The sequence below is a fragment of the Lentibacillus cibarius genome (assembly GCF_005887555.1).
In the GTDB taxonomy this organism is placed as follows: domain Bacteria; phylum Bacillota; class Bacilli; order Bacillales; family Amphibacillaceae; genus Lentibacillus; species Lentibacillus cibarius.
Genome location: NZ_VCIA01000001.1, coordinates 1,227,838 through 1,246,828, shown reverse-complemented (window position 1 = coordinate 1,246,828; position 18,991 = coordinate 1,227,838). Strand labels below are relative to the sequence as shown.

The following is an 18,991-nucleotide window of genomic DNA, read 5'->3' as shown; positions in this document are numbered from 1 at the left end:
TTAATGATGAATGAAATTATCGAAGGTTTAGCATTTGCAGCAGCACCACTTGCTATATTAGCTAACTTATTAGGAGTAACGTTAGGCATAGCTTTTGGTGCTTTACCGGGTTTAACAGCGACGATGGGCTTATCCTTAATTGTTCCTCTAACATTCGGTTTCCCACCTGTAGTTGCATTTAGTGCATTACTGGGCGTATATGTAGGAGCGGTTTACGCAGGGTCAATAACAGCTACTTTAGTGGGTACACCTGGAACTGCTGCAGCAGCAGCAACATTACTGGAAGGTCCTGCCCTAACAAAAAAGGGAGAATTAAAAAAGGCTTTAACAATGACAACGGTAGCCTCTTTTATTGGTGGTATTTTTAGTTGTATTATGTTGGCACTTATTTCTCCACAACTTGCTAAGGTTGCGTTATCATTCGGCCCCCCTGAATACTTTGCCTTAGCGCTATTTGGTGTATCGATTGTCGCTGGGGTTTCAGGTGACTCTTTATTAAAAGGTATAATTGCAGGATTGATGGGGCTATTTATCGCAACAATTGGTATGGACCCAATAACTGGAACGAATAGATTTACATTTGGTGTTTCTGATTTGTTAAATGGAATTAACATAGTTCCAGCACTTGTTGGATTATTTGCCATTTCAGAAGTTCTAATTAGATTGGAAAAGAAAAGAACTAATATACTAAACCATGTAAATAGCTCAAAAATAGGCTTGAAGATGAAGGAAGTAACTAGAAACTGGTTTAATCTTTTACGTTCGTCCGCTATAGGTACCTTTATCGGTATTATTCCAGCTGCAGGATCAGGTATTGCTGCATTTGTTGCATATAATGAATCCAAAAGAGGGTCAAAAAATAAAGATCATTTTGGAAAAGGAAACATTGATGGACTTGCTTCTACAGAATCTGCAAATAGTGCTGTCACTGGTGGTGCACTTATCCCATTATTGACTTTGGGGATTCCGGGAGATGTTATAACTGCAGTATTACTCGGTGCACTTATGATACAAGGATATACACCCGGACCCACGTTATTTACATCAAATGGTGATATTATTTACGGTATTTTTACCTCTTTGTTTATAGCTAATATTTTTGTTTTAATTCTAGGATTGGCAGCATCCAGGTTATTTCCCAAATTACTCAAAATACCTGAAGAGATTTTGATGCCGATTATTGTTGTTTTTTGCGTTTTAGGTTCTTACTCAATATCAAATTCACCATTTGATGTCTTAATTATGCTTATTTTTGGTATTTTAGGATACGTTATGTTGAAAGTGGGATTACCGTTAGCACCGTTACTTTTAGGTTTAATACTGTCGCCAATAGTAGAAACAAATTTTCGTAGGTCTATGATCATATCGGAAAATGACTTTACTATCTTTCTTGCGCGTCCAGTTAGTCTGGTGATTTTAATAGTAACAATCATTGTATTTATAGGCATTTTTAGAAACCACTATAAGAAAACCAAGCAGGGGGTTAAATGATGAATAATAAGCTTATCGATAACATTTGCTTGTATTTAAGAGAAAAAAAAGAAGAATCGCTGGAGTTGCTTCAACGGTTAGTAAACATTGATAGTTATTCACACGATAAAGATGGAGTTAAGGAAGTAACATTATTGCTTCAAAGAAAATTAGAGGAGGAAGGGATAGAATGCGAAATTAGGGAGAATGAGCATTATGGAACTCATTTAATTGGTCGAATTAAAGGTAATAAAAAAGGTAGGGTCCTAATGGTTGGTCACCAAGATACAGCTCATCCTACTGGTACTCTTCAAAACTTTCCTTTCACTAAGGATGGAAACTTGCTAAGGGGACCAGGTGTGTCAGATATGAAATCGGGTCTAGTGTTCATGGTGTATTCAGCGCTAGCCCTAAAAAAGCTAGCTCCCGAAGAGTTGTATGATATCGAACTGTTATTTACTCCCGATGAGGAGATTGGATCTCCCATTTCAAAAGAATTAATAAAAGAACGAGCAAGGGAACAATAGCTGCTTTTGTTTTGGAGCCAAGCCGACCGGATGGAACCATTGTTACATCCAGAAAGGGTTCTGCACATTTAAAGATAGAAATTGAAGGTAAAGCAGCTCATTCTGGAGCATTTATTGAAGATGGGATAAGTGCAAATGATGAACTCGCATTTAAAATGACTGAAATAAAAAAGTTAGCTGACAAGGAAAAGGGTTTAACGATAAATTTTGGATTGATTAATGGGGGAGTAAGTAATAATATTGTTTCCCCTCACGCCACCGGAACCATTCATTGCGCATTTTGGAATGAGGAGGATTTTAACATTGTCTATAAGAAAATTAAGGAAATCGTAAGTAAGTCATATATTGATGGTACCAAAAGCGTTGTATCCGGAGGAGTGGGTATGCTACCGATGGAAAACAATGAGCGAAATAATGACTTGTATGAAATCGTGCAACAAGCAGCAAAAACGCTAGACCTGAAGGTTGTCGGAAAGCCAACTAAAGGTGCATCAGAAGCGGGCTTTACTTCCTCAGTTGGGGTTCCAACAATATGTGGTATGGGACCAGTAGGAGGTAATTGGCATACTGAGAATGAATATCTAGAACTGGATTCATACATACCACGATTGAAGTTGTTGGCGGTTTCTTTGTTGTATGGTATGAGGCTTTGAGAATTAGGGAGTTGGGGATGTTCATCTATTTTAAATAGAGGGAATCTGTTTAATCAAGTGGGCGATAAGATTTAGTCGAGGATAACGTCTGGATAAACCCCCACGAGGAAGCTTTCATTAGTAAGCAAGAAGAATTATCAATTAGGAAAAATTACGAGTTGTGGGGGGGAACATCTATAGTGACAGACTAATTCAAATACAGGATTATACAATTGTAATTATCATGGTTTGACGGTTCACATAACAACTCCCTTTAGTACTTAATTTCAGATAATATATTTATGATAATTTTGAGGTGATAAACTTGGATCGCCAGTTTTCAATTGATAAATTAAAAGAGATTCTTAGAATAAACACTGCTAACCCACCAGGAAATGAAGAAGACGTTGCTAAAAATTTAAGATACTTGTTTGAATCTTATGGGATAGAGACCGAGTTGGTTCCTCATAGTGAAGGACGAGTCAATTTAATTGCCAATTTACGAGGACGTAACACGAAAAAATTCCGACGTGTACTAGGTTTATCTGGGCATATGGATGTGGTTCCACCAGGAGATGTTAAATGGGATTATAATCCATATGCCGCCGATGAAGTTGATGGTAAGATTTATGCACGCGGTGCCTGTGATATGAAAAGCGGATTGATGTCCTGTGTCATGGCAATGATTACGCTCAAAGAGGAAGATGTTCAATTGGATGGCGACATTAAATTACTGGCATCTGTTGGTGAAGAAACCGGTGCAGTCGGAGCGAAACAACTCGTTGACGAAGGTTATGCTGAGGATCTTGATGCTTTAATTATTGCTGAACCTAGCGGTGGAGATATAGTCGTTTCACACAAAGGAGCTTTTTGGACACAAATCACTTGCTATGGGAAAACGGCACACGGTTCGAGACCCCACCACGGAATTAATGCTGTTCTACATATTCATGAGATTATAAACCAAATATTAAGTGAGGATTTTCAATTAAAGTATGAGCCTGACCCTTTGCTTGGTGAACCGACTTATAGTATTAACGTCATAAATGGTGGTAGCAACACGAATGTCGTTCCTGACCAATGTAGCGTAAATATCGATTTCCGTACTGTTCCTTCGCAAGATCATCAGGATATAATCGATGAATTGAATCGTGTCATTGAAACAGTAAGAAAACAATACCCCGAACTAAAAGCGGATATTTCTATATTAAATAACCTTGCCCCTTTGAATACGCAGGAAAATGATCCATTTGTTCATATACTTCAAGAGGTACTCCAAGAAAGGACGAGTGAATTGAAAGAACCAAAAGGTATGACAGGATATACCGATAGTTCTCAGTTTATGAAGGCTTTAAATAATTTTCCAATTATTGTTTGGAGTACTATCGATGGAAAAACTGCCCACCAGCCGAACGAATACGTTGAAATTGAAAAATATCTCAAAGGAATAGATTTATTTAAAGCAATTGCTCAAAAATACCTTTAACAATAAAAACATCAGCCCCACAACATAACTAATATTGTAATTTGGGAATTTTGGTGCCATCATTCCCTGAAAAAGGTTTCCTACCACCATCGAAAATTATAGCATGACGGCAGGAAAACGTATTACTAATCAAGAACTTCTAGGTCAAAAGTTTTATTTAGAAAATAGGCGGGGATAAAATGCACTTTATGAGGCGTCTGACTATGATTTCACGGAAAAACGTGATTATCAGCAAATCAGGTGTAAAAAGTGGACTGGCAAGCCCGATATCCACCTAGAATTTCACCTGCATAGAGAACGGCTGAAAGAAAATAAAGTGATGGCTATGATTGATATTGAAGGCCGCGGAGCAGATAAGATGTTTGACCGGTGCCAGGATATGCTGGATGAAAATGAACAGCGATTACAAATAGAGGATAGAAAACTGGACTGGCGTCAGGTTAAAAGAAGAATACCGCTTTTATTAAAACAATTTCTACAAAATTTCAACATATTCGTTTGGACTTTGGAAGAAAGGAAGGGTATTCTATATATTTAAAACAGGTTCCTAACAAACAATGGATGATGGTGGATATGAATGATAGTTCAAATGAAACAACACCACGTTTAATTATTGTAATTGACATTAAAACGAATGATATGCAGGAAAATGATATTGAAAGTTTGATTCAACTCCCTTTAAAAAAGAAGAAGAATAAAAAAAACGAGTTTTTGGTTAAATAAAAATCGGGATGCTATACACCTTCAGTTTTGTGAAGATGGACTTCATGCATATGACTTTGAAAAAGAAAGTTTTTTAGACTTTATTGAACGAACATATATCTCTTTTAAATCAAGATAACTTTCGTTTGTTGTTCGACTGTTCTGCTTATCGTATGAAGTGATCATTGAATCTGCTCAAATTTATTTTTCTAGTGTGGCGGGACCCCAAAATTCCCAGTTCCCTTGTTCATCCACAGGAATAAAGCGTTTGTGTGTGAACGGGTTTTGGGAAGAAGAAGTATAGGGGTGGCTCCAACTGCTTCCATTAGGAAAGTAAGCGTCAAATAAAGGACGTCCCTCCCGTTTCCAGGGCATGGGTGACCTTTGTGTTGTATACTGGGGATCAACCCCACACGCTATAGTGCTAAACCAAGTGCTAGGTACACGCAATTCAGTATTGTTTGTGTGCCTGGCACTGAGGACTTAGTCTTTAGGGTATAATATAACTAAAAGGGAGGTAAGAATATGAACATGAATGAGCGATTGCGACAAAAAATGAATAAAAGGGGTCCAAGGGAAGCAAAAGAATTTGGATCTCAATATCGTGAAAATGCATGCAATTTCAGCGCCTCTGAATATGAGAAAGCTGAAAAACGCGTTCGAGAGTTTCGGGAAAATAAAAATAAAATGAGAGAACCAGCAAAGATTTAGCTCCCATATATAAATAAAATTACTTTTGGAAATATCCCGTATCGCACTTAAAAGCGATATGGGATATTTTCTTGTTGGGCGACACAAGTGCCAGGCACCGGAACAATTCTAATAATTCAAATATGGGGCGAAAAACCAACCCCCACGCACACACAATTCACAATTGCGTGTGCACCTGGGGCACTAGTCGCACCTCCAGTCAAGAGCCGTCTCCCTGACTCACTACTTTCTCACCCTGTACCCAAACTTCACGGATGTTGTCCGGTTTTACTAAATACATCATTTTTTGAAACACATCGTATAAATCTTCATTCTCATCAAAAATAGGAAGTTTATTTGCTCCAGCGTTTGTGTCTACAATTTGTACATCCCATGCATAATTCTCTTCAAGAAGTCCGATTGGGAGACTCAGGCTTTTCCCACCCCCGGCTGTGGCAAAGTAAAAGGCTTCATTAATCGTAATACGTGATCCGTCCACGCCTCGTGTCTCGGGAGAAAGAGAGGTGTCTACACCATCTTCCAGCATACGGGAAGATACCACTGCTTGCTTGGCATTATCATAGAGACTTGGCGCTGCACCGGCTGAAATGTCAGTTCCGAGGCCAATATCCACGCCTTGGGAATGGAAATGGGCGAGGGGCAGAACTGCATTCGCAAAATAGGCATTAGACAGTGGACAATGTCCGATCGCTGTCCCAGTTTCGGCAAAAAGGTCCACATCGTTATCTTCCAAGAATACCGAGTGCGCCATGATGGATTTGTCCTGTAATAATCCGAACTCATTTAGTGCGGATGCATCCGTTTTATGGCATCTTTCTTTGACATGGCCGTGTTCCCAATCACTTTCGCTGCAATGTGATTGAATGTGTGTATCGTATTTGGCCGCTAGCTCCCCCAATCCTTGTAATGCTTCGTCCGTACAGCTTGGGATAAATCTTGGGGTTACAACAGGATAAACACCTTGCTTGGTTTTCTTTGCCAGTTCCTTTACATCTAGAATAAATTCTTCTGTCTCGGCTAGTGCTGTTGCTGCGTCGGAATCTCTGTAATAGTCGGGGTTTTGTTGCGGGTCATCTGCAACCACTTTACCAACTAACCCGCGCTGTCCTTGATCTGCACATATTTCAGCTAGCAGATAGCTGGCTTCTTTATGTACGGTGGCAAAGTATAAGCCGGTCGTTGTTCCGTTTTTTAATAATGTATGGACAAGATCTTCATAGACTTTTCTGGCAAAGGTTCTATCAGCGAATTTAGCTTCCAGTGGAAAAGTGTACGTATGCAACCAATCATATAAGGGGAGGTCCAACGCTGTACCAGACTGTGCCCATTGCGGTGCATGGATGTGTAAATCAATAAATCCAGGCAGAAAGTATTCTCCTTCTTTGAGACGGTGAAAATAATCTTTATCTTGGTATTCCTGGATCATAGCGTTGTACTCGTCATCTTCCGGGGAAACAATTTTTGCAATCATCCCCCGATCATCAAGGCAAAAGAGGTAGTCTTTTAATATATTTATTTCCTTAGCTGATTTGCTCGTAAATGCAGTCCCTTGAAATACTTTCGAATAATTCATCATACAATCCACCTTATTGTTCGTGTTTTATAAATTATAGTAGCCATTATAAGGGAACGACAAGAGGAAGTCCAGAGTGGAATGATTCAAATTATGCTATTCCAAATGCATCAGTGACAAGGGATTTGGGATGTTTTGAAGTGGATGAGGGAAAATTTATTTTAAAAACTACTTGTGTCTTGAAAAATGGATGATATACTAAAGACAAACAATATCATGTTTTTCATATAATAGCGGGGATATGGCCTGCAAGTTTCTACCAGTTTACCGTAAATAAACTGACTATGGAAAGCAAGTCCGGTGACGTCTAATTTTTATATTAGATGCTATTCTTATTATGGTTACGAGTCCCCGGGATACATGCTTTCTTATAGGGAAGCGTGTGTCCCGGGCTTTTTTATACCTGTACCACCGCCGACATTCGCTTTCACCAACTACAAGACCATTCATGGGAGGAATTATCGAATGCATCAAACAGCCAGAGATAAGGAAATTGAGATGAATCAGGTGGAACCACAGGACAGGGATGCAGCTATTTCTGTCGGGAAATCTATCTTTGTCGGATTGCAGCATGTACTTGCAATGGATCTGTTCATTCCTCCACTCATTTTGGCGGGGTTATTATCATTTTCTGTAGCCGACAGTGCGTTATTGGTGCAAATGACATTTATTGCTTGCGGGATTGCGACCATTATTCAGGCTGGTTTTGCCATGAAACTGCCGGTGATGCAAGGGCCATCTTTCGTTCCTATAAGTGCATTGGCGACAATTGGAACAACATCCGGGATAGGTGCAATGATTGGCAGTCTGATTCCTGGCGCGCTGTTGATTTCGATACTTGGCAGGCCTTTAAAACTATTTAGCAGGCTTGTACTAAAATTTATCCCACCAATTGTTGCGGGTACGGTCATTGTTGTGGTTGGGATTTCCCTGATGCCCAGTGCGATTAATTCCATCTATACGGCTCCAGGCAGTTTTCAGTTAAATATTCTTGTTGCCTTCATTACGGCGGCGATTCTTATTATTTGTATGTATGTCGGTGAAAGTGTGCAAACAAAATTTAGATTTATGAAAGTAGCTTCGGTCATATCGGCATTGGGAATTGGCACATTGGTTGCTTACTTCTTTGACATGACAGACTTTTCCTCTGTTGGCGATGTTCCGTGGTTTGCGTTGCCGAGTATATATGCATTTGGCACACCGACGTTTGACTTAGACGCCATACTCATTATGCTTGCCATTTATTTGATTATCATGATTGAAACAACAGGCACATGGTTTACCGTTGGCGAGGTGGCGGACGAAAAGCTTGGTGAGAAGCGGTTGAACGGAGGAGCATTCGGCGAAGGACTGGGATGCTTCATCGGATCCTTTTTCGGTGGAACACCTGTCACTGGATATTCCTCCAATGCCGGGGTCATTGCCATTACGGGTGTAAAAAGCCGCAGACCCATTATTGCCGGTGGTGCTATTCTAATGGCGCTGGGAATGATGCCCAAGTTGATGAATGGTATTGCCAGTATTCCTGCTCCCGTTATTAATGGTGTGTTCGCCATTCTCTGTGTGGTCATTATGATGAATGGGTTGAAAGTCGTAAAAAATGCCCCATTTACGGAGCGAAATATGCTCGTAGTTGGTGTTCCGATTATGCTCGCATTAGCTGCTGTTCTAATCCCTGCTGATATAGCAGAGCAACTTCCCAATCTAGTAACTTACTTTGTTTCTTCAGGTACAGCCGTTGGAGCAATCGCAGCATTAGTACTTAATTTCGTGCTCCCGGAGAAAAAGCAAGACAACAAAGTAATCCCAATCGGCGTGAACAAGTAAGACGGGTGTATCAGCGCTTCTACTGTCCTAAAGTTAAAAGTGCCGTCTCGCCCAGTCCTAACAAAACAAGGAGGAATTATTATGCATCAAGATAAGTTATGGAATGAATGGCATCCTGTATGCAAAGCGGAGGAGCTGCAGCACGATCCGAAACAGGTATACGTGCTCGGGGAAAGGGTGGTTATTTTCCGAAATGAGAAAGGCGTCCATGCTTTCAAAGATTTATGTATTCACCGGGGAGCCGCTCTCTCATTGGGAAAAGTAGTCGATGGGAATCTAGTATGTGCGTATCACGCATGGGAGTATAATTCAGAAGGAACATGTGTGAAGATTCCTGCACTGCCATGTGAACGGCCCATCCCTAGGAAAGCAAAAGCAACTGTTTATCATTGTCAGGAATATCTTGGTCTTATCTGGGTGAATCTTGGGGATGAACCAACTCCACTGATTACGTATCCGGAATATGATAAAGAAGGTTACCGTACCATCATTTGCGGTTCCTATGAAGTGCAAGCCAATGCGCCAAGAATTATCGAAAATTTCATTGATGTATCCCATTTAATGTTTGTTCATGAAGGCATGCTTGGGGATGCTGATCATGCTGAAATAGTCGATTATAATGTAGAATTTATCGATGGCCGCTTCATTACAAGTAAAATTCCCGTTTACCAACCAAATGCTGACGGTCGGTCCAAAGGTGGTTATACGGACTATGTGTATGAGATTTTGAGTCCTACTGTTGCACGATTCACGAAAACAGCAGAAGGATCGAATGAGGAATTTACGATTTTAACGGTTGTCAATCAGGAAGACCACGAGCAATGCAGGGTCTTTATGCTTCTGACGAGAAATTATGATTTGGATCAGCCGGACGAGCCATTCAGAGAATTTCAGGATACGATTTTTTATCAGGACTTAGATGTGGTCGAAAGTCAAAAGCCGGAACTCCTCCCATTAGACCTGCAAGCAGAAATGCATCTAAAATCAGATGCGCTCACAATCGCTTACCGGAGATGGCTGGACGAATTAGGAATCGAAAACGGCACCATACCAAAGAAATAAGTGCCAGGCACCCAAACAATTCAGAATTGTGCGGGTGCCTGGCACTCTAGTTGGTGATGCAGAACTTTTTTGCTGTACCCGAGAGAAACTTGAATGATTGGTCCAAGGGCAAAGGTGATGATAACGGTCCCTACGCCGATTGGCCCGCCTAATAGAAAACCTGCGACAGCGACAACTATTTCCATAAAGGTCCGTGCAAAAGTAATGCTCCAATTTAGCTTTTCCGACAACAGAAGCATTACTGTATCCCGGGGGCCTGCGCCTAAATCCGCCGAAATATAGATGCCACAGCCGATCGCTAGAAGTATCACGCCAAGAATAAAGGCGATAAATTGCATGAGAAACGTATGGGGGTCGGGAATGAGCCAATTAAAAAAGTCGATAAATAAGCCGACTGACGTTAGATTAGCAAATGTGCCGATTTTGGGCAGCTCGCGTAAACCGATAGAAGAAGCTGTAACAATAAGGATACCCATAATAATGGACCAGAGCCCAATAGATAACCCAAGCTGCTTAAACAAGCCCACATGCAACACATCCCAGGACCCCACACCAAACCGCTGCCCTTTGATAGTCAAAGCAACGCCAAGCCCCAAGACCAATAGACCAATAAAAAAGAAAAGCCACCGAAAAACTAAATCCCTTCTCATATCTATCCTTCTTTCATTATCTATAGTCAACTAGTCTAGTTATAACAGATTATTAGGATCCCCGTCCAGATGTTGAGAAGGATGACTGTGTTTAGCTTACCGACCAGAACGACTTCTTAATGGGGGAATAATAGTATGAAAGCGGGATCTCCCCCGGTAGGAGTGGGTATACAACTTCCATAAAATGTAAAAAGGGATAGCATTAATCCGAACTTGAGCGAGAGAGCGTGCAACTCGAGCGACAGAATCATTCGAGTGCCAGGCACGAACACAATTCAGAATTGTGTATGTGCCTGGCACTTAAACATTTTCCAAGATGGTACTCATGTGTTATATTAATTGCAAATTGGAGCTTTATGACGATTCCTGCTAGGCGGAATAGAGGAGGCTGCACTATGAAGAGGCCGTGGATAGGGGTCCAATATTGGGAAAATCCTATATTCATGCACTGGCCGGTACCGTATGATGTGTTAAGATCGCTCGTGCCGGAGCCGTTTCAACTGGATACATTTCATGGCCGGGCGTGGGTGAGCATTGTTCTTTTCCGTTCGCCTCGAAGCCATTTGCGCTGGGGTTCTGGCTTATTTTCTCTCAGTTCACTCTCGCAGGTGAATGTGCGCACGTATATTCGTTTTTACGAGGAACCGGCCGTTTATTTTCTTACAGTGTACACGAACAGCAAGCTGTCAGTGCTGGGAGCTCGATGGTTGCTGTCGCTTCCTTATCAGCACGCCTATTTCGATGGCGGGAGCCGGACGTCGTTCAGGATGAAACAAACCAATGGCGATTCATTCGGACGATTTTCAGCACATGTTTATCCGTCATCCGAACGTTTTACTCCGGAGAAGCACACATTGGCGCACTGGCTTACGGAGCGGTATCATTTTTACACGATCAAAGGAAAGCACATAGTGAAGGCAACGATTTCCCACATGCCGTGGCGTCTATCTGAAGCCCGGTACAACATCAAACAGAACAACTTGCTCGCGATCACTCCCGAAACAAGAGATCCACTGGTTCATGTTGCCTCGTCCCAAACGACTTATTTATATCCTCCCCAGGTAAGAGGGTGCCAGGCACTTGCACAATTCTGAATTGTTCGGGTGCCTGGCACTTATTCGCGAAGCCAATCTCTCGCCGCTTCCAGTTCTTGCAGTGGATACTGAGCTACTTCTACACCTGGTATGAGCTTTTCAATCTTTTCGTTCAGGCCCATAAACGTCTCGTCTGCTACAATGGCGCTTTTATTTATGCTTTTTAGATGGGTAACGATTTTCCAGGCTCTCGGTAGCGCTTCTTTGGTGTTACCTTCAATGTTCTTGAAAATAAATAAAATGTTGAGGGGTTCCTCCTGGAGCTTCTTAGCCTTTAAAGCCTCCTCAAATGTTTTTAAGTCGTCCTGTGTTGCCGTACCCTCAGTCGTCACTTCCAACATTTCGCCTTTTTTCTCACCTTTTATTTCAAGCATCTGTGACATCCTTTCCTGTTCAAGATTCACTTTTGTAATAGCCTTCCACTTTACATAGGAAATGAAACATACAAGTACCGGGCACACACAATTCTGAATTGTTCGGGTGCCTGGCACTTACAATTTAAATCCATTCCTGCTTTTAAATCGTTTTAAAATGACGGAACTTTCTACTCGTGTAATTCCTTCTACTGAATAGAGCTCGTCGTTGATAAATGTCTCGAGCATCTTAAAATCTTCCACTAATACATGCATATGCAGCGTACTTGGGCCTGTCATTTGATAAATACTGGCCACAGCCGGGTTATCGGCTAAATTTTGCGCTACTTTTTGAAGCTGCATTGGTTCGACATCAACTTCGAAAAATGCAGATACCTTTTTACCGAACTTTTCAGAATTGACCACTACAGTAAACTTTTCGATAACTCCTTTACTTTTAAGATTATTAATGCGATCTTTTACAGCAACTCTTGACAAACCTACTTTTTCAGCTAATTCCACATACGATATTCTGCCGTCATCCACCAGTTCATTAATGATTATTTTATCTATTTCATCAAAGTAATCACTTTTCATGGAGTTAAGCTCCTTCTGAATTTATTAAAGTATTTGTACAATTAAGTATAGCAAAATAACTGCATAAGCAAAAGGATGCCACTGTAAACTATTTCTATAATCCCCAAGGAAAGGTATCATATATGTGTAGATTAATGTAATCAACTTTAAATATGAAAGCCATTATGTTTTAACGGTTAACTTATGATGGTTTGATATTGACATTTCACTAGCATTTCGATATGATGGCTGTAATTTAAATAGTTAGAAAGTTGGTTCATTTAAACGAGGGGGAAATTCTATGATGTCATTTCACAATCAGTCTTATCCATATCATGTAAAGCGCAACGCTACCTATGCCAAAAACGGTATGGTAGCTACATCCCAACCATTGGCTTCTCAAGCGGGTTTGGAGATACTTAAAAAGGGCGGAAATGCAGTTGATGCTGCGATTGCAACAGCGGCTTGTCTTACAGTAGTCGAGCCTACCTCGAATGGTATCGGCGGGGATGCATTTGCACTCGTCTGGATGAAAGGGGACCTTTACGGGTTAAATTCCAGCGGCCGGTCGCCGGAAAGCATATCGATTGATGCGGTAAAAGAAGCGGGTTTCGAGGAGATCCCGAAGTATGGATGGACTCCTGTAACAGTGCCAGGCGCGCCGGGGGCTTGGGCAGCGCTATCTGAACGTTTTGGTAAACTTGCTTTAAATGAGGTATTGCAACCGGCCATACAGTATGCGGAAGAAGGTTTTCCGGTTTCTCCGACGTTAAGCAAGTATTGGAAAAAGGCATATAAAAATTTTAGTGAGCATCTTACCGATTCCATTTTTACAGAATGGTTTCAGACGTTTGCGCCAAAGGGCCGTGCACCAGAAGCCGGAGAGATTTGGTCGTCTCTTGATCATGCAGAAACATTGCGTTCGATTGCGGAGACAGGTGCTGAATCTTTCTATCGCGGAGAATTAGCTGAAAAGATTAGCAGCTTTTCAAATGAAAACAACGGATTTCTCACATATGATGATCTGGCTGCTCACCAGCCTGACTGGGTTGATCCTATTAAGGTAAATTATCGCGGGTATGATGTATGGGAGATACCACCTAACGGGCAGGGGATTGTTGCTCTTCAGGCATTAAACATATTAAAAGGATTTACGTTTAATGAAAAGGAATCTGTTTCTACTTATCATAAACAAATAGAAGCTATGAAACTCGCTTTTGCAGACGGAGAGGAACATATCACAGAAGAAAAGCACATGTATTGTTCAAGTGATGATATATTGTGTGACGAGTACGGTGAGGCACGCCGGAATCTAATCACGGATGATGCGCTGCAGCCGGAAGCTGGAGAACCAGCGATGAGCGGTACTGTTTACTTGGCAACTGCTGATAATGAAGGGAATATGGTTTCCTTTATTCAAAGTAATTACATGGGTTTTGGTTCAGGGCTGGTTGTACCTGGAACAGGCATTGCATTGCAAAATAGGGGGCATAACTTCTCGATGAATCCAGACCATGTTAACGCGCTGGCAGGCGGGAAACGGACGTATCATACGATTATTCCGGGTTTTCTAACAAAAGATCAGCAACCTGTTGGCCCTTTTGGTGTGATGGGCGGATTTATGCAGCCGCAGGGACACGTGCAAGTAATGATGAACACAATTGATTTCGGCCTGAACCCGCAAGCCGCTTTAGATGCACCAAGGTGGCAGTGGTTAAAAGATAAAAAAGTCGAGGTGGAACATAGTTTTCCGCATCATATCGCACAGGAACTTGCTGAAAAAGGACACGATATTACCATGCAGCTTGAACCGAACAGTTTTGGGCGCGGGCAGATGATTTGGCGCGATCCGGAATCAGGTGTTTTGGTTGGCGGAACAGAATCGCGAACAGACGGAACAGTTGCCTGCTGGTAAAAAATTAACATCTGGGAGTAGTTCATTATGCGGACACAATGGAATCTGTTTATAGCCTTTTTTCGTGTAGGGATGCTCGGGTACGGTGGCGGCCCGGGCTCTATTCCTTTAATACACAAAGAGGTTGTAGATAAGTATAAATGGGTAACAAGTGAAGAATTCGGTGATATCCTTGCACTGGGAAACACGCTGCCAGGACCTATTGCCACAAAGCTTGCAGGGTATATCGGTTATCGTGTTACAGGCTTTTGGGGAATGATCAATGCTGTATTAGCCAGCATTTTACCAACAATTGTGTTAATGATAACGCTGCTCGCATCGTTATCTTCTATTAAAGATTATGATTGGGTGCAAGGGATGACAGCAGCAGTTGTTCCCGTTGTTGGTGTTATGCTGGCAGTGCTGACCTGGCAGTTTATTGGAAAAGCCGGTAAAGGTATGGGATGGACGAAAACTGTACTTATGGCAGGGCTTGTTGTTGTATTACTCGAGTTGATTGGCATTCATCCCGGAATCGTCATCGCTGCATTATTAATTATAGCGTTAGTACAAAAAGATACCGACAAATCCAAAGAACGTCAAAAGCAAAAAGAAGGTGTTTCGTCATCATGATTTATTGGAACATTTTTGTGGCCTTTTTTATCCCGGGAATTTTAGGCTATGGAGGTGGTCCTGCTTCCATACCTTTAGTCGAAAATGAAGTGGTGCAGCGGTTTGGCTGGATGTCTGTTCAGGAATTCAGTGAAGTATTGGCACTCAGTAATTCGTTGCCGGGACCAATTGCGACTAAAATGGCTGGCTATATTGGATATGATGTAGCTGGCGTTCCGGGCGCGTTCGTTGGTGTGTTTGCAACGGTCGCGCCATCGTTGATTTTAATGCTTGTTTTGTTAGGCATTCTTTTTAAGTATAAAGAATCTCCTAAAGTAAAACGAATGACCCTATATGTACGACCGGTTATTGCGGTACTGCTCGGGGTAATGGCCTGGCGTTTTTTTGCGCAATCCTACCACGGAATCGGATTAATACAAACGATATTGATTTTAGTTGTAAGTTATGTGTTAATGGAGCGAGTAAAAATTCACCCAGCATTTGTCATAGCCGGAGCATTAGTATATGGAGGATTTTTGTTGTAACCAGGTGCCAGGCACTTGCACAATTCAGAATTGTTTAGGTGCCTGGCACTTATTAACTAAGAGTTCTTTTTTGCTCTTATCAATCTGTTGGTAGAGTTCCCCTAAAAACTTTGTGTGCATCGATTCGTCCTTGAAATTAGCGGAATCTTTATATCCAAGAGCGCTAAATTTGTGGGCGTGGTGATAAGCAATCTTAGAACGAAATTCAATCTCAACGGGTTCTAATTGAGATATTAGTAATTCTCGGAGTTTTTGATCAAAAATATAAACCATTTTTATTTGATGAAATGTGACGCCGTCTAAAAATAAATCGCTATTCTCTTTTTGCTTCAGTGTAAGACCATACGCGGAAAACCTATAATAGTTCACTCTTTTTAAAAACGTGACGGCTTCTTCAACGTTATTAATAATTAAATTCCTATTCTTCAGGATATCTATTTGTTGCTTATATGTTTTAGGTTTTTTAATGTGTCTTTCTGAAGGGCTCAATTTAAATCTCCCCCAAAATATAAAAAAGACCCACCTTGGTCCGCATTGCTAAGAGGCGTGGTGAGTTCTGTTAATTAAGAGGCATGGTGCCAGGCACTTGCACAATTCAGAATTGTTTAGGTGCCTGGCACTTACTAATCTTCCAACCACTCGCAAGCTGCTTTGGCATGATCAGGGGTGAAATAATCAATTTTTATGCCCGGTAGGAGATTTTCCAGTTTGGCATCAATTTTAACCCAGGTTTGGTCTGTGATCACTGCCGCTTTTTTTATGCTTTTTAAGTACCGAAACATTTTCAGACTTTCCACGATTCCTCTTAGCGTAACGCCTTCCATATTTTTAGCAGTAATCAGCAAATTCACCGGTTCCTGTTCGGTGATTTTTTGCCTGATCGCCTCTTCGAAAGTGTTGATATCGGTCTCGTCGAATTTTCCGTTGATGACTATTTCAATAATGGAGCTGTTTTTTTGGGTGGTCACGTTGATCATCCTTACCACATCCTTTCTTTCATTTGTCTTAAATGTTATTCCTCAGTAGATATTACGTCAAACATGGTCATTAAGTGCCAGGCACCCACACATTCTGAATTGTGTGGGTGCCTGGCACGCTGAAATTCCTGATTTTTTGTTGTTTTTTGTTTTTAGCTGTGGATAAGCTTGTGTATTCTCTTGTTTTCGGCTTTATGATATGCGATTAGGCGGTTGTTTGATTTTTCTGTTTGGTCTATGATTAATGCAGATGGAAGGAGATGGGAAAGCATTCGTTACATATTGGAACTAGGAAAAAGCTAGGGATCTTGAATATTTACAGAACCGTTCGCATGCAGCTTATTACCAGCTAGTCAACCCAAAACAATAGGAGGAGTTTTTTTGAAACAAAAATCACTAGTATTTAGCGGAATTCTATTACTGATTGCTATGATGATTCTTGGCGGATGTAGCGGTAAGGCATCCGGTAACGAAAAAGAACCGATTATTTTTGCGGATGAGAGTTGGGCCAGTCTTCGTTTCCATAATGAAGTTGCCGGGACCATCATTCAGGAGGGTTATGGCTATGAGACAGAACAGCGGAAGGGCTCAGCAGCTGCCATATTAACCGGCCTCCGTCAAGGGGATATTGATGTCCATATGGAGCTATGGAAGCAAAATAATAAGGAAGCTTATCATGATGGGATGGAAAGCGGCGATTATGTTAAACTGTCGGTCAACTTTGATGATAACTATCAAGGCCTGTATGTGCCTACATATGTCATTGAGGGTGACCCGGAAAGAGGAATTGAACCGATGGCGCCTGGTTTAAAGAATATTCCGGATTTAGCTGACTATAAGGATTTGTTTCAGGATCCGGAAGATAAGAAAAAAGGCCGCATCATCGGGGCTATTCCAGGATGGGAAGTCAGCGAGTTGACATTCGAAACGTTGAAAGTGTACGGTCTGGACGAGCACTACAATTATTTCCGTCCGGGTTCCGAAGCAGCAATTAATGCTTCGCTGGCTGATGCGTATAAAAATGGTGAACCGTGGATCGGGTACAACTATGAACCAAACTGGGTAATGGGAAAATATGATATGACGCCATTACTCGAGGAAAAAGATACACCATTATCGGCGCTTGCAACTCAGGATGTCGAAATTATCTCACACAAAAGCCTGCCCGAACGAGCACCTGAGGTTACTGAATTCCTCAAAAACTATCAAACGTCCAGTAAGATCGCGAATGATGCACTCAACTATATGCAAAAGGAAGATGCATCCGCACATGAAGCAGCTATCAAATTTCTAAAAGAACAAGAAGCACTTTGGACCGAATGGGTACCCGAAGAAGTAGCCGATAAAGTGAAAGAAGCGATTTAGGTGGTGCAATTTAGGTGGTGCCAGGCACATACACAATTCTGAATTTTTGTCGGGTGATATTTGTTTAAGGAGCTGTTATACCACTTTTGGTATGGCAGCTTCTTTTTGTTTTTGTGCCTGGCCCTCCGGATGAATCAACTCAATAGATTTGCTGCTCGTGGGCTATACGAAAAGCATCCCCACTCGAGCGACACGCACCTCAACTCGAGCGACGCGCCCGCCAACTCGAGCGACACGCACTCAACTCGAGCGACGCGCCCGCCAACTCGAGCGACACGCACCTCAACTCGAGCGACGCGCCCGCCAACTCGAGCGACACGCACTCAACTCGAGCGACACGCACCTCAACTCGAGCGACACCCACCCAAACTCGAGCGACAGAGGCCCGCCCAAACAATTCAGAATTGTTTGGGTGCCTGGCACTTCATAGCGTTTGATAAACATCTTCGTCCGATATTTCTCCTGTCTTGAGCAGTTCATCCTCAATTCGTTTAAAGTACCTTAAATAGACACGCTCCATGTAGACGTGGTGCGCTTTATTTCGCACGACTTCCTTTGCATAAAGAGCGCCTATCTCGGATTTAATACGATCGAACGTATCTATACTGTCTTCTTTAACATTGAAGATTTGATCAATCCTTCCCCCTCTTGCGCCATATCCCGACAAGGTCTTCGCTGCATCGAGATATTCAATATTAATATTGTAATTTTCCTTGAAATAGTGGACCAGATAATCGCCAGTTTTGCCCAGTGGAAGCGGGACGCCCGGCAACACACAACGTACAAAGTTTTCCTGCTTCAACACGTTCATAGGTTATTTCCCCTTCTAAAATATGATTCCATGCTACCTATAGTATACGCCTTAGGTGCCAGGCACGTATACTATTCAGAATTGTGTACGTGCCTGGCACCTTTTGTTAATATCTTTTTATAGT

At 41.8% G+C, this 18,991-nt stretch carries 21 protein-coding genes and 1 riboswitch; of the genes, 14 read left to right on the top strand and 7 right to left on the bottom strand.

Annotated features, from left to right (window positions below; translation table 11 throughout):
* Positions 1-3: 3 nt before the first annotated feature.
* The 7 genes from FFL34_RS05990 (at position 4) to FFL34_RS05965 (ending at position 5,528) form a co-directional block, all read left to right on the top strand.
* Positions 4-1,491, top strand: coding sequence for a tripartite tricarboxylate transporter permease (locus FFL34_RS05990; protein ID WP_138602389.1), 1,488 nt, complete (start codon positions 4-6; stop codon positions 1,489-1,491).
* Positions 1,491-1,997: a M20/M25/M40 family metallo-hydrolase gene (locus tag FFL34_RS05985; protein WP_171046292.1), complete on the top strand. Its 507-nt coding sequence runs from the start codon at positions 1,491-1,493 to the stop codon at positions 1,995-1,997. The genes FFL34_RS05990 and FFL34_RS05985 overlap by 1 nt, the downstream gene beginning before the upstream one ends.
* 11 nt (positions 1,998-2,008) lie before the next feature.
* Complete coding sequence (locus FFL34_RS05980) at positions 2,009-2,650, top strand: M20/M25/M40 family metallo-hydrolase (RefSeq protein WP_171046291.1); 642 nt, start codon at positions 2,009-2,011, stop codon at positions 2,648-2,650.
* Between the two features lie 295 nt (positions 2,651-2,945).
* Positions 2,946-4,115, top strand: a complete 1,170-nt coding sequence (locus FFL34_RS05975) for an ArgE/DapE family deacylase (protein ID WP_411712278.1) — start codon at positions 2,946-2,948, stop codon at positions 4,113-4,115.
* Between the two features lie 319 nt (positions 4,116-4,434).
* Positions 4,435-4,653: a hypothetical protein gene (locus FFL34_RS05970; protein WP_138602381.1), complete on the top strand. Its 219-nt coding sequence runs from the start codon at positions 4,435-4,437 to the stop codon at positions 4,651-4,653.
* A 35-nt stretch (positions 4,654-4,688) separates the two neighbouring features.
* Positions 4,689-4,838 carry a hypothetical protein gene (locus FFL34_RS18170; RefSeq protein ID WP_171046290.1) on the top strand — a complete coding sequence of 50 codons (150 nt, stop codon included), beginning with the start codon at positions 4,689-4,691 and terminating at the stop codon, positions 4,836-4,838.
* A 504-nt stretch (positions 4,839-5,342) separates the two neighbouring features.
* Entirely contained in the window at positions 5,343-5,528 is a 186-nt protein-coding gene (locus tag FFL34_RS05965) for a hypothetical protein (protein WP_138602379.1), read from the top strand.
* Positions 5,529-5,727: 199 nt separating this feature from the next.
* Here FFL34_RS05965 and guaD read toward each other — a convergent pair whose 3' ends face one another.
* Positions 5,728-7,104 (bottom strand): guanine deaminase, encoded by a 1,377-nt coding sequence (guaD, locus tag FFL34_RS05960; protein ID WP_138602377.1) that lies wholly within the window; start codon positions 7,102-7,104, stop codon positions 5,728-5,730.
* Positions 7,105-7,304: 200 nt separating this feature from the next.
* A riboswitch (purine riboswitch) is annotated at positions 7,305-7,406 on the top strand.
* A gap of 160 nt (positions 7,407-7,566) precedes the next feature.
* Here guaD and FFL34_RS05955 point away from each other — a divergent pair.
* On the top strand, positions 7,567-8,928 hold the full coding sequence (locus FFL34_RS05955) for a nucleobase:cation symporter-2 family protein (RefSeq protein ID WP_138602375.1): 1,362 nt from the start codon (positions 7,567-7,569) through the stop codon (positions 8,926-8,928).
* An 81-nt stretch (positions 8,929-9,009) separates the two neighbouring features.
* The gene (locus FFL34_RS05950) at positions 9,010-9,990 is read left to right on the top strand and encodes an aromatic ring-hydroxylating dioxygenase subunit alpha (RefSeq protein ID WP_138602373.1); all 981 of its coding nucleotides are present in this window, start codon (positions 9,010-9,012) and stop codon (positions 9,988-9,990) included.
* Positions 9,991-10,010: 20 nt separating this feature from the next.
* Here the strand turns inward: FFL34_RS05950 and FFL34_RS05945 are convergent, their stop codons facing one another.
* Positions 10,011-10,640, bottom strand: a complete 630-nt coding sequence (locus FFL34_RS05945) for a YczE/YyaS/YitT family protein (protein ID WP_138602371.1) — start codon at positions 10,638-10,640, stop codon at positions 10,011-10,013.
* Positions 10,641-11,035: 395 nt separating this feature from the next.
* Between FFL34_RS05945 and FFL34_RS05940 the strand changes: the two genes are divergently transcribed.
* Positions 11,036-11,734 carry a YqjF family protein gene (locus FFL34_RS05940; protein ID WP_171046289.1) on the top strand — a complete coding sequence of 233 codons (699 nt, stop codon included), beginning with the start codon at positions 11,036-11,038 and terminating at the stop codon, positions 11,732-11,734.
* Positions 11,735-11,754: 20 nt separating this feature from the next.
* On the opposite strand, the gene FFL34_RS05935 is transcribed toward FFL34_RS05940, so the two are convergent.
* A complete protein-coding gene (locus FFL34_RS05935; RefSeq protein ID WP_138602367.1) occupies positions 11,755-12,108 on the bottom strand; it encodes a SpoIIAA family protein in 354 nt (117 codons plus the stop codon).
* Positions 12,109-12,225: 117 nt separating this feature from the next.
* On the bottom strand, positions 12,226-12,684 hold the full coding sequence (locus FFL34_RS05930) for an Lrp/AsnC family transcriptional regulator (protein ID WP_138602365.1): 459 nt from the start codon (positions 12,682-12,684) through the stop codon (positions 12,226-12,228).
* Positions 12,685-12,964: 280 nt separating this feature from the next.
* Between FFL34_RS05930 and ggt the strand changes: the two genes are divergently transcribed.
* Genes ggt through FFL34_RS05915 form a run of 3 tightly spaced genes read left to right on the top strand, consistent with a single transcriptional unit; the run spans position 12,965 to position 15,714 of the window.
* Positions 12,965-14,578, top strand: a complete 1,614-nt coding sequence (gene ggt / locus FFL34_RS05925; RefSeq protein ID WP_138602363.1) for a gamma-glutamyltransferase — start codon at positions 12,965-12,967, stop codon at positions 14,576-14,578.
* Between the two features lie 27 nt (positions 14,579-14,605).
* The gene (locus FFL34_RS05920; protein WP_138602361.1) at positions 14,606-15,190 is read left to right on the top strand and encodes a chromate transporter; all 585 of its coding nucleotides are present in this window, start codon (positions 14,606-14,608) and stop codon (positions 15,188-15,190) included.
* On the top strand, positions 15,187-15,714 hold the full coding sequence (locus tag FFL34_RS05915) for a chromate transporter (protein WP_138602359.1): 528 nt from the start codon (positions 15,187-15,189) through the stop codon (positions 15,712-15,714). Before FFL34_RS05920 ends, FFL34_RS05915 begins: the two co-directional genes overlap by 4 nt.
* A 24-nt stretch (positions 15,715-15,738) precedes the next feature.
* On the opposite strand, the gene FFL34_RS05910 is transcribed toward FFL34_RS05915, so the two are convergent.
* Positions 15,739-16,203: an Abi family protein gene (locus FFL34_RS05910; RefSeq protein WP_171046288.1), complete on the bottom strand. Its 465-nt coding sequence runs from the start codon at positions 16,201-16,203 to the stop codon at positions 15,739-15,741.
* A 134-nt stretch (positions 16,204-16,337) separates the two neighbouring features.
* A complete protein-coding gene (locus tag FFL34_RS05905) occupies positions 16,338-16,691 on the bottom strand; it encodes a SpoIIAA family protein (protein ID WP_138602355.1) in 354 nt (117 codons plus the stop codon).
* A 381-nt stretch (positions 16,692-17,072) separates the two neighbouring features.
* On the opposite strand from FFL34_RS05905, the gene FFL34_RS05900 reads away from it, so the two are divergent.
* Entirely contained in the window at positions 17,073-18,056 is a 984-nt protein-coding gene (locus FFL34_RS05900) for an ABC transporter substrate-binding protein (protein ID WP_234031439.1), read from the top strand.
* A gap of 424 nt (positions 18,057-18,480) precedes the next feature.
* Here the strand turns inward: FFL34_RS05900 and FFL34_RS05895 are convergent, their stop codons facing one another.
* The gene (locus tag FFL34_RS05895) at positions 18,481-18,867 is read right to left on the bottom strand and encodes a hypothetical protein (protein ID WP_138602353.1); all 387 of its coding nucleotides are present in this window, start codon (positions 18,865-18,867) and stop codon (positions 18,481-18,483) included.
* Positions 18,868-18,991: the final 124 nt, after the last annotated feature.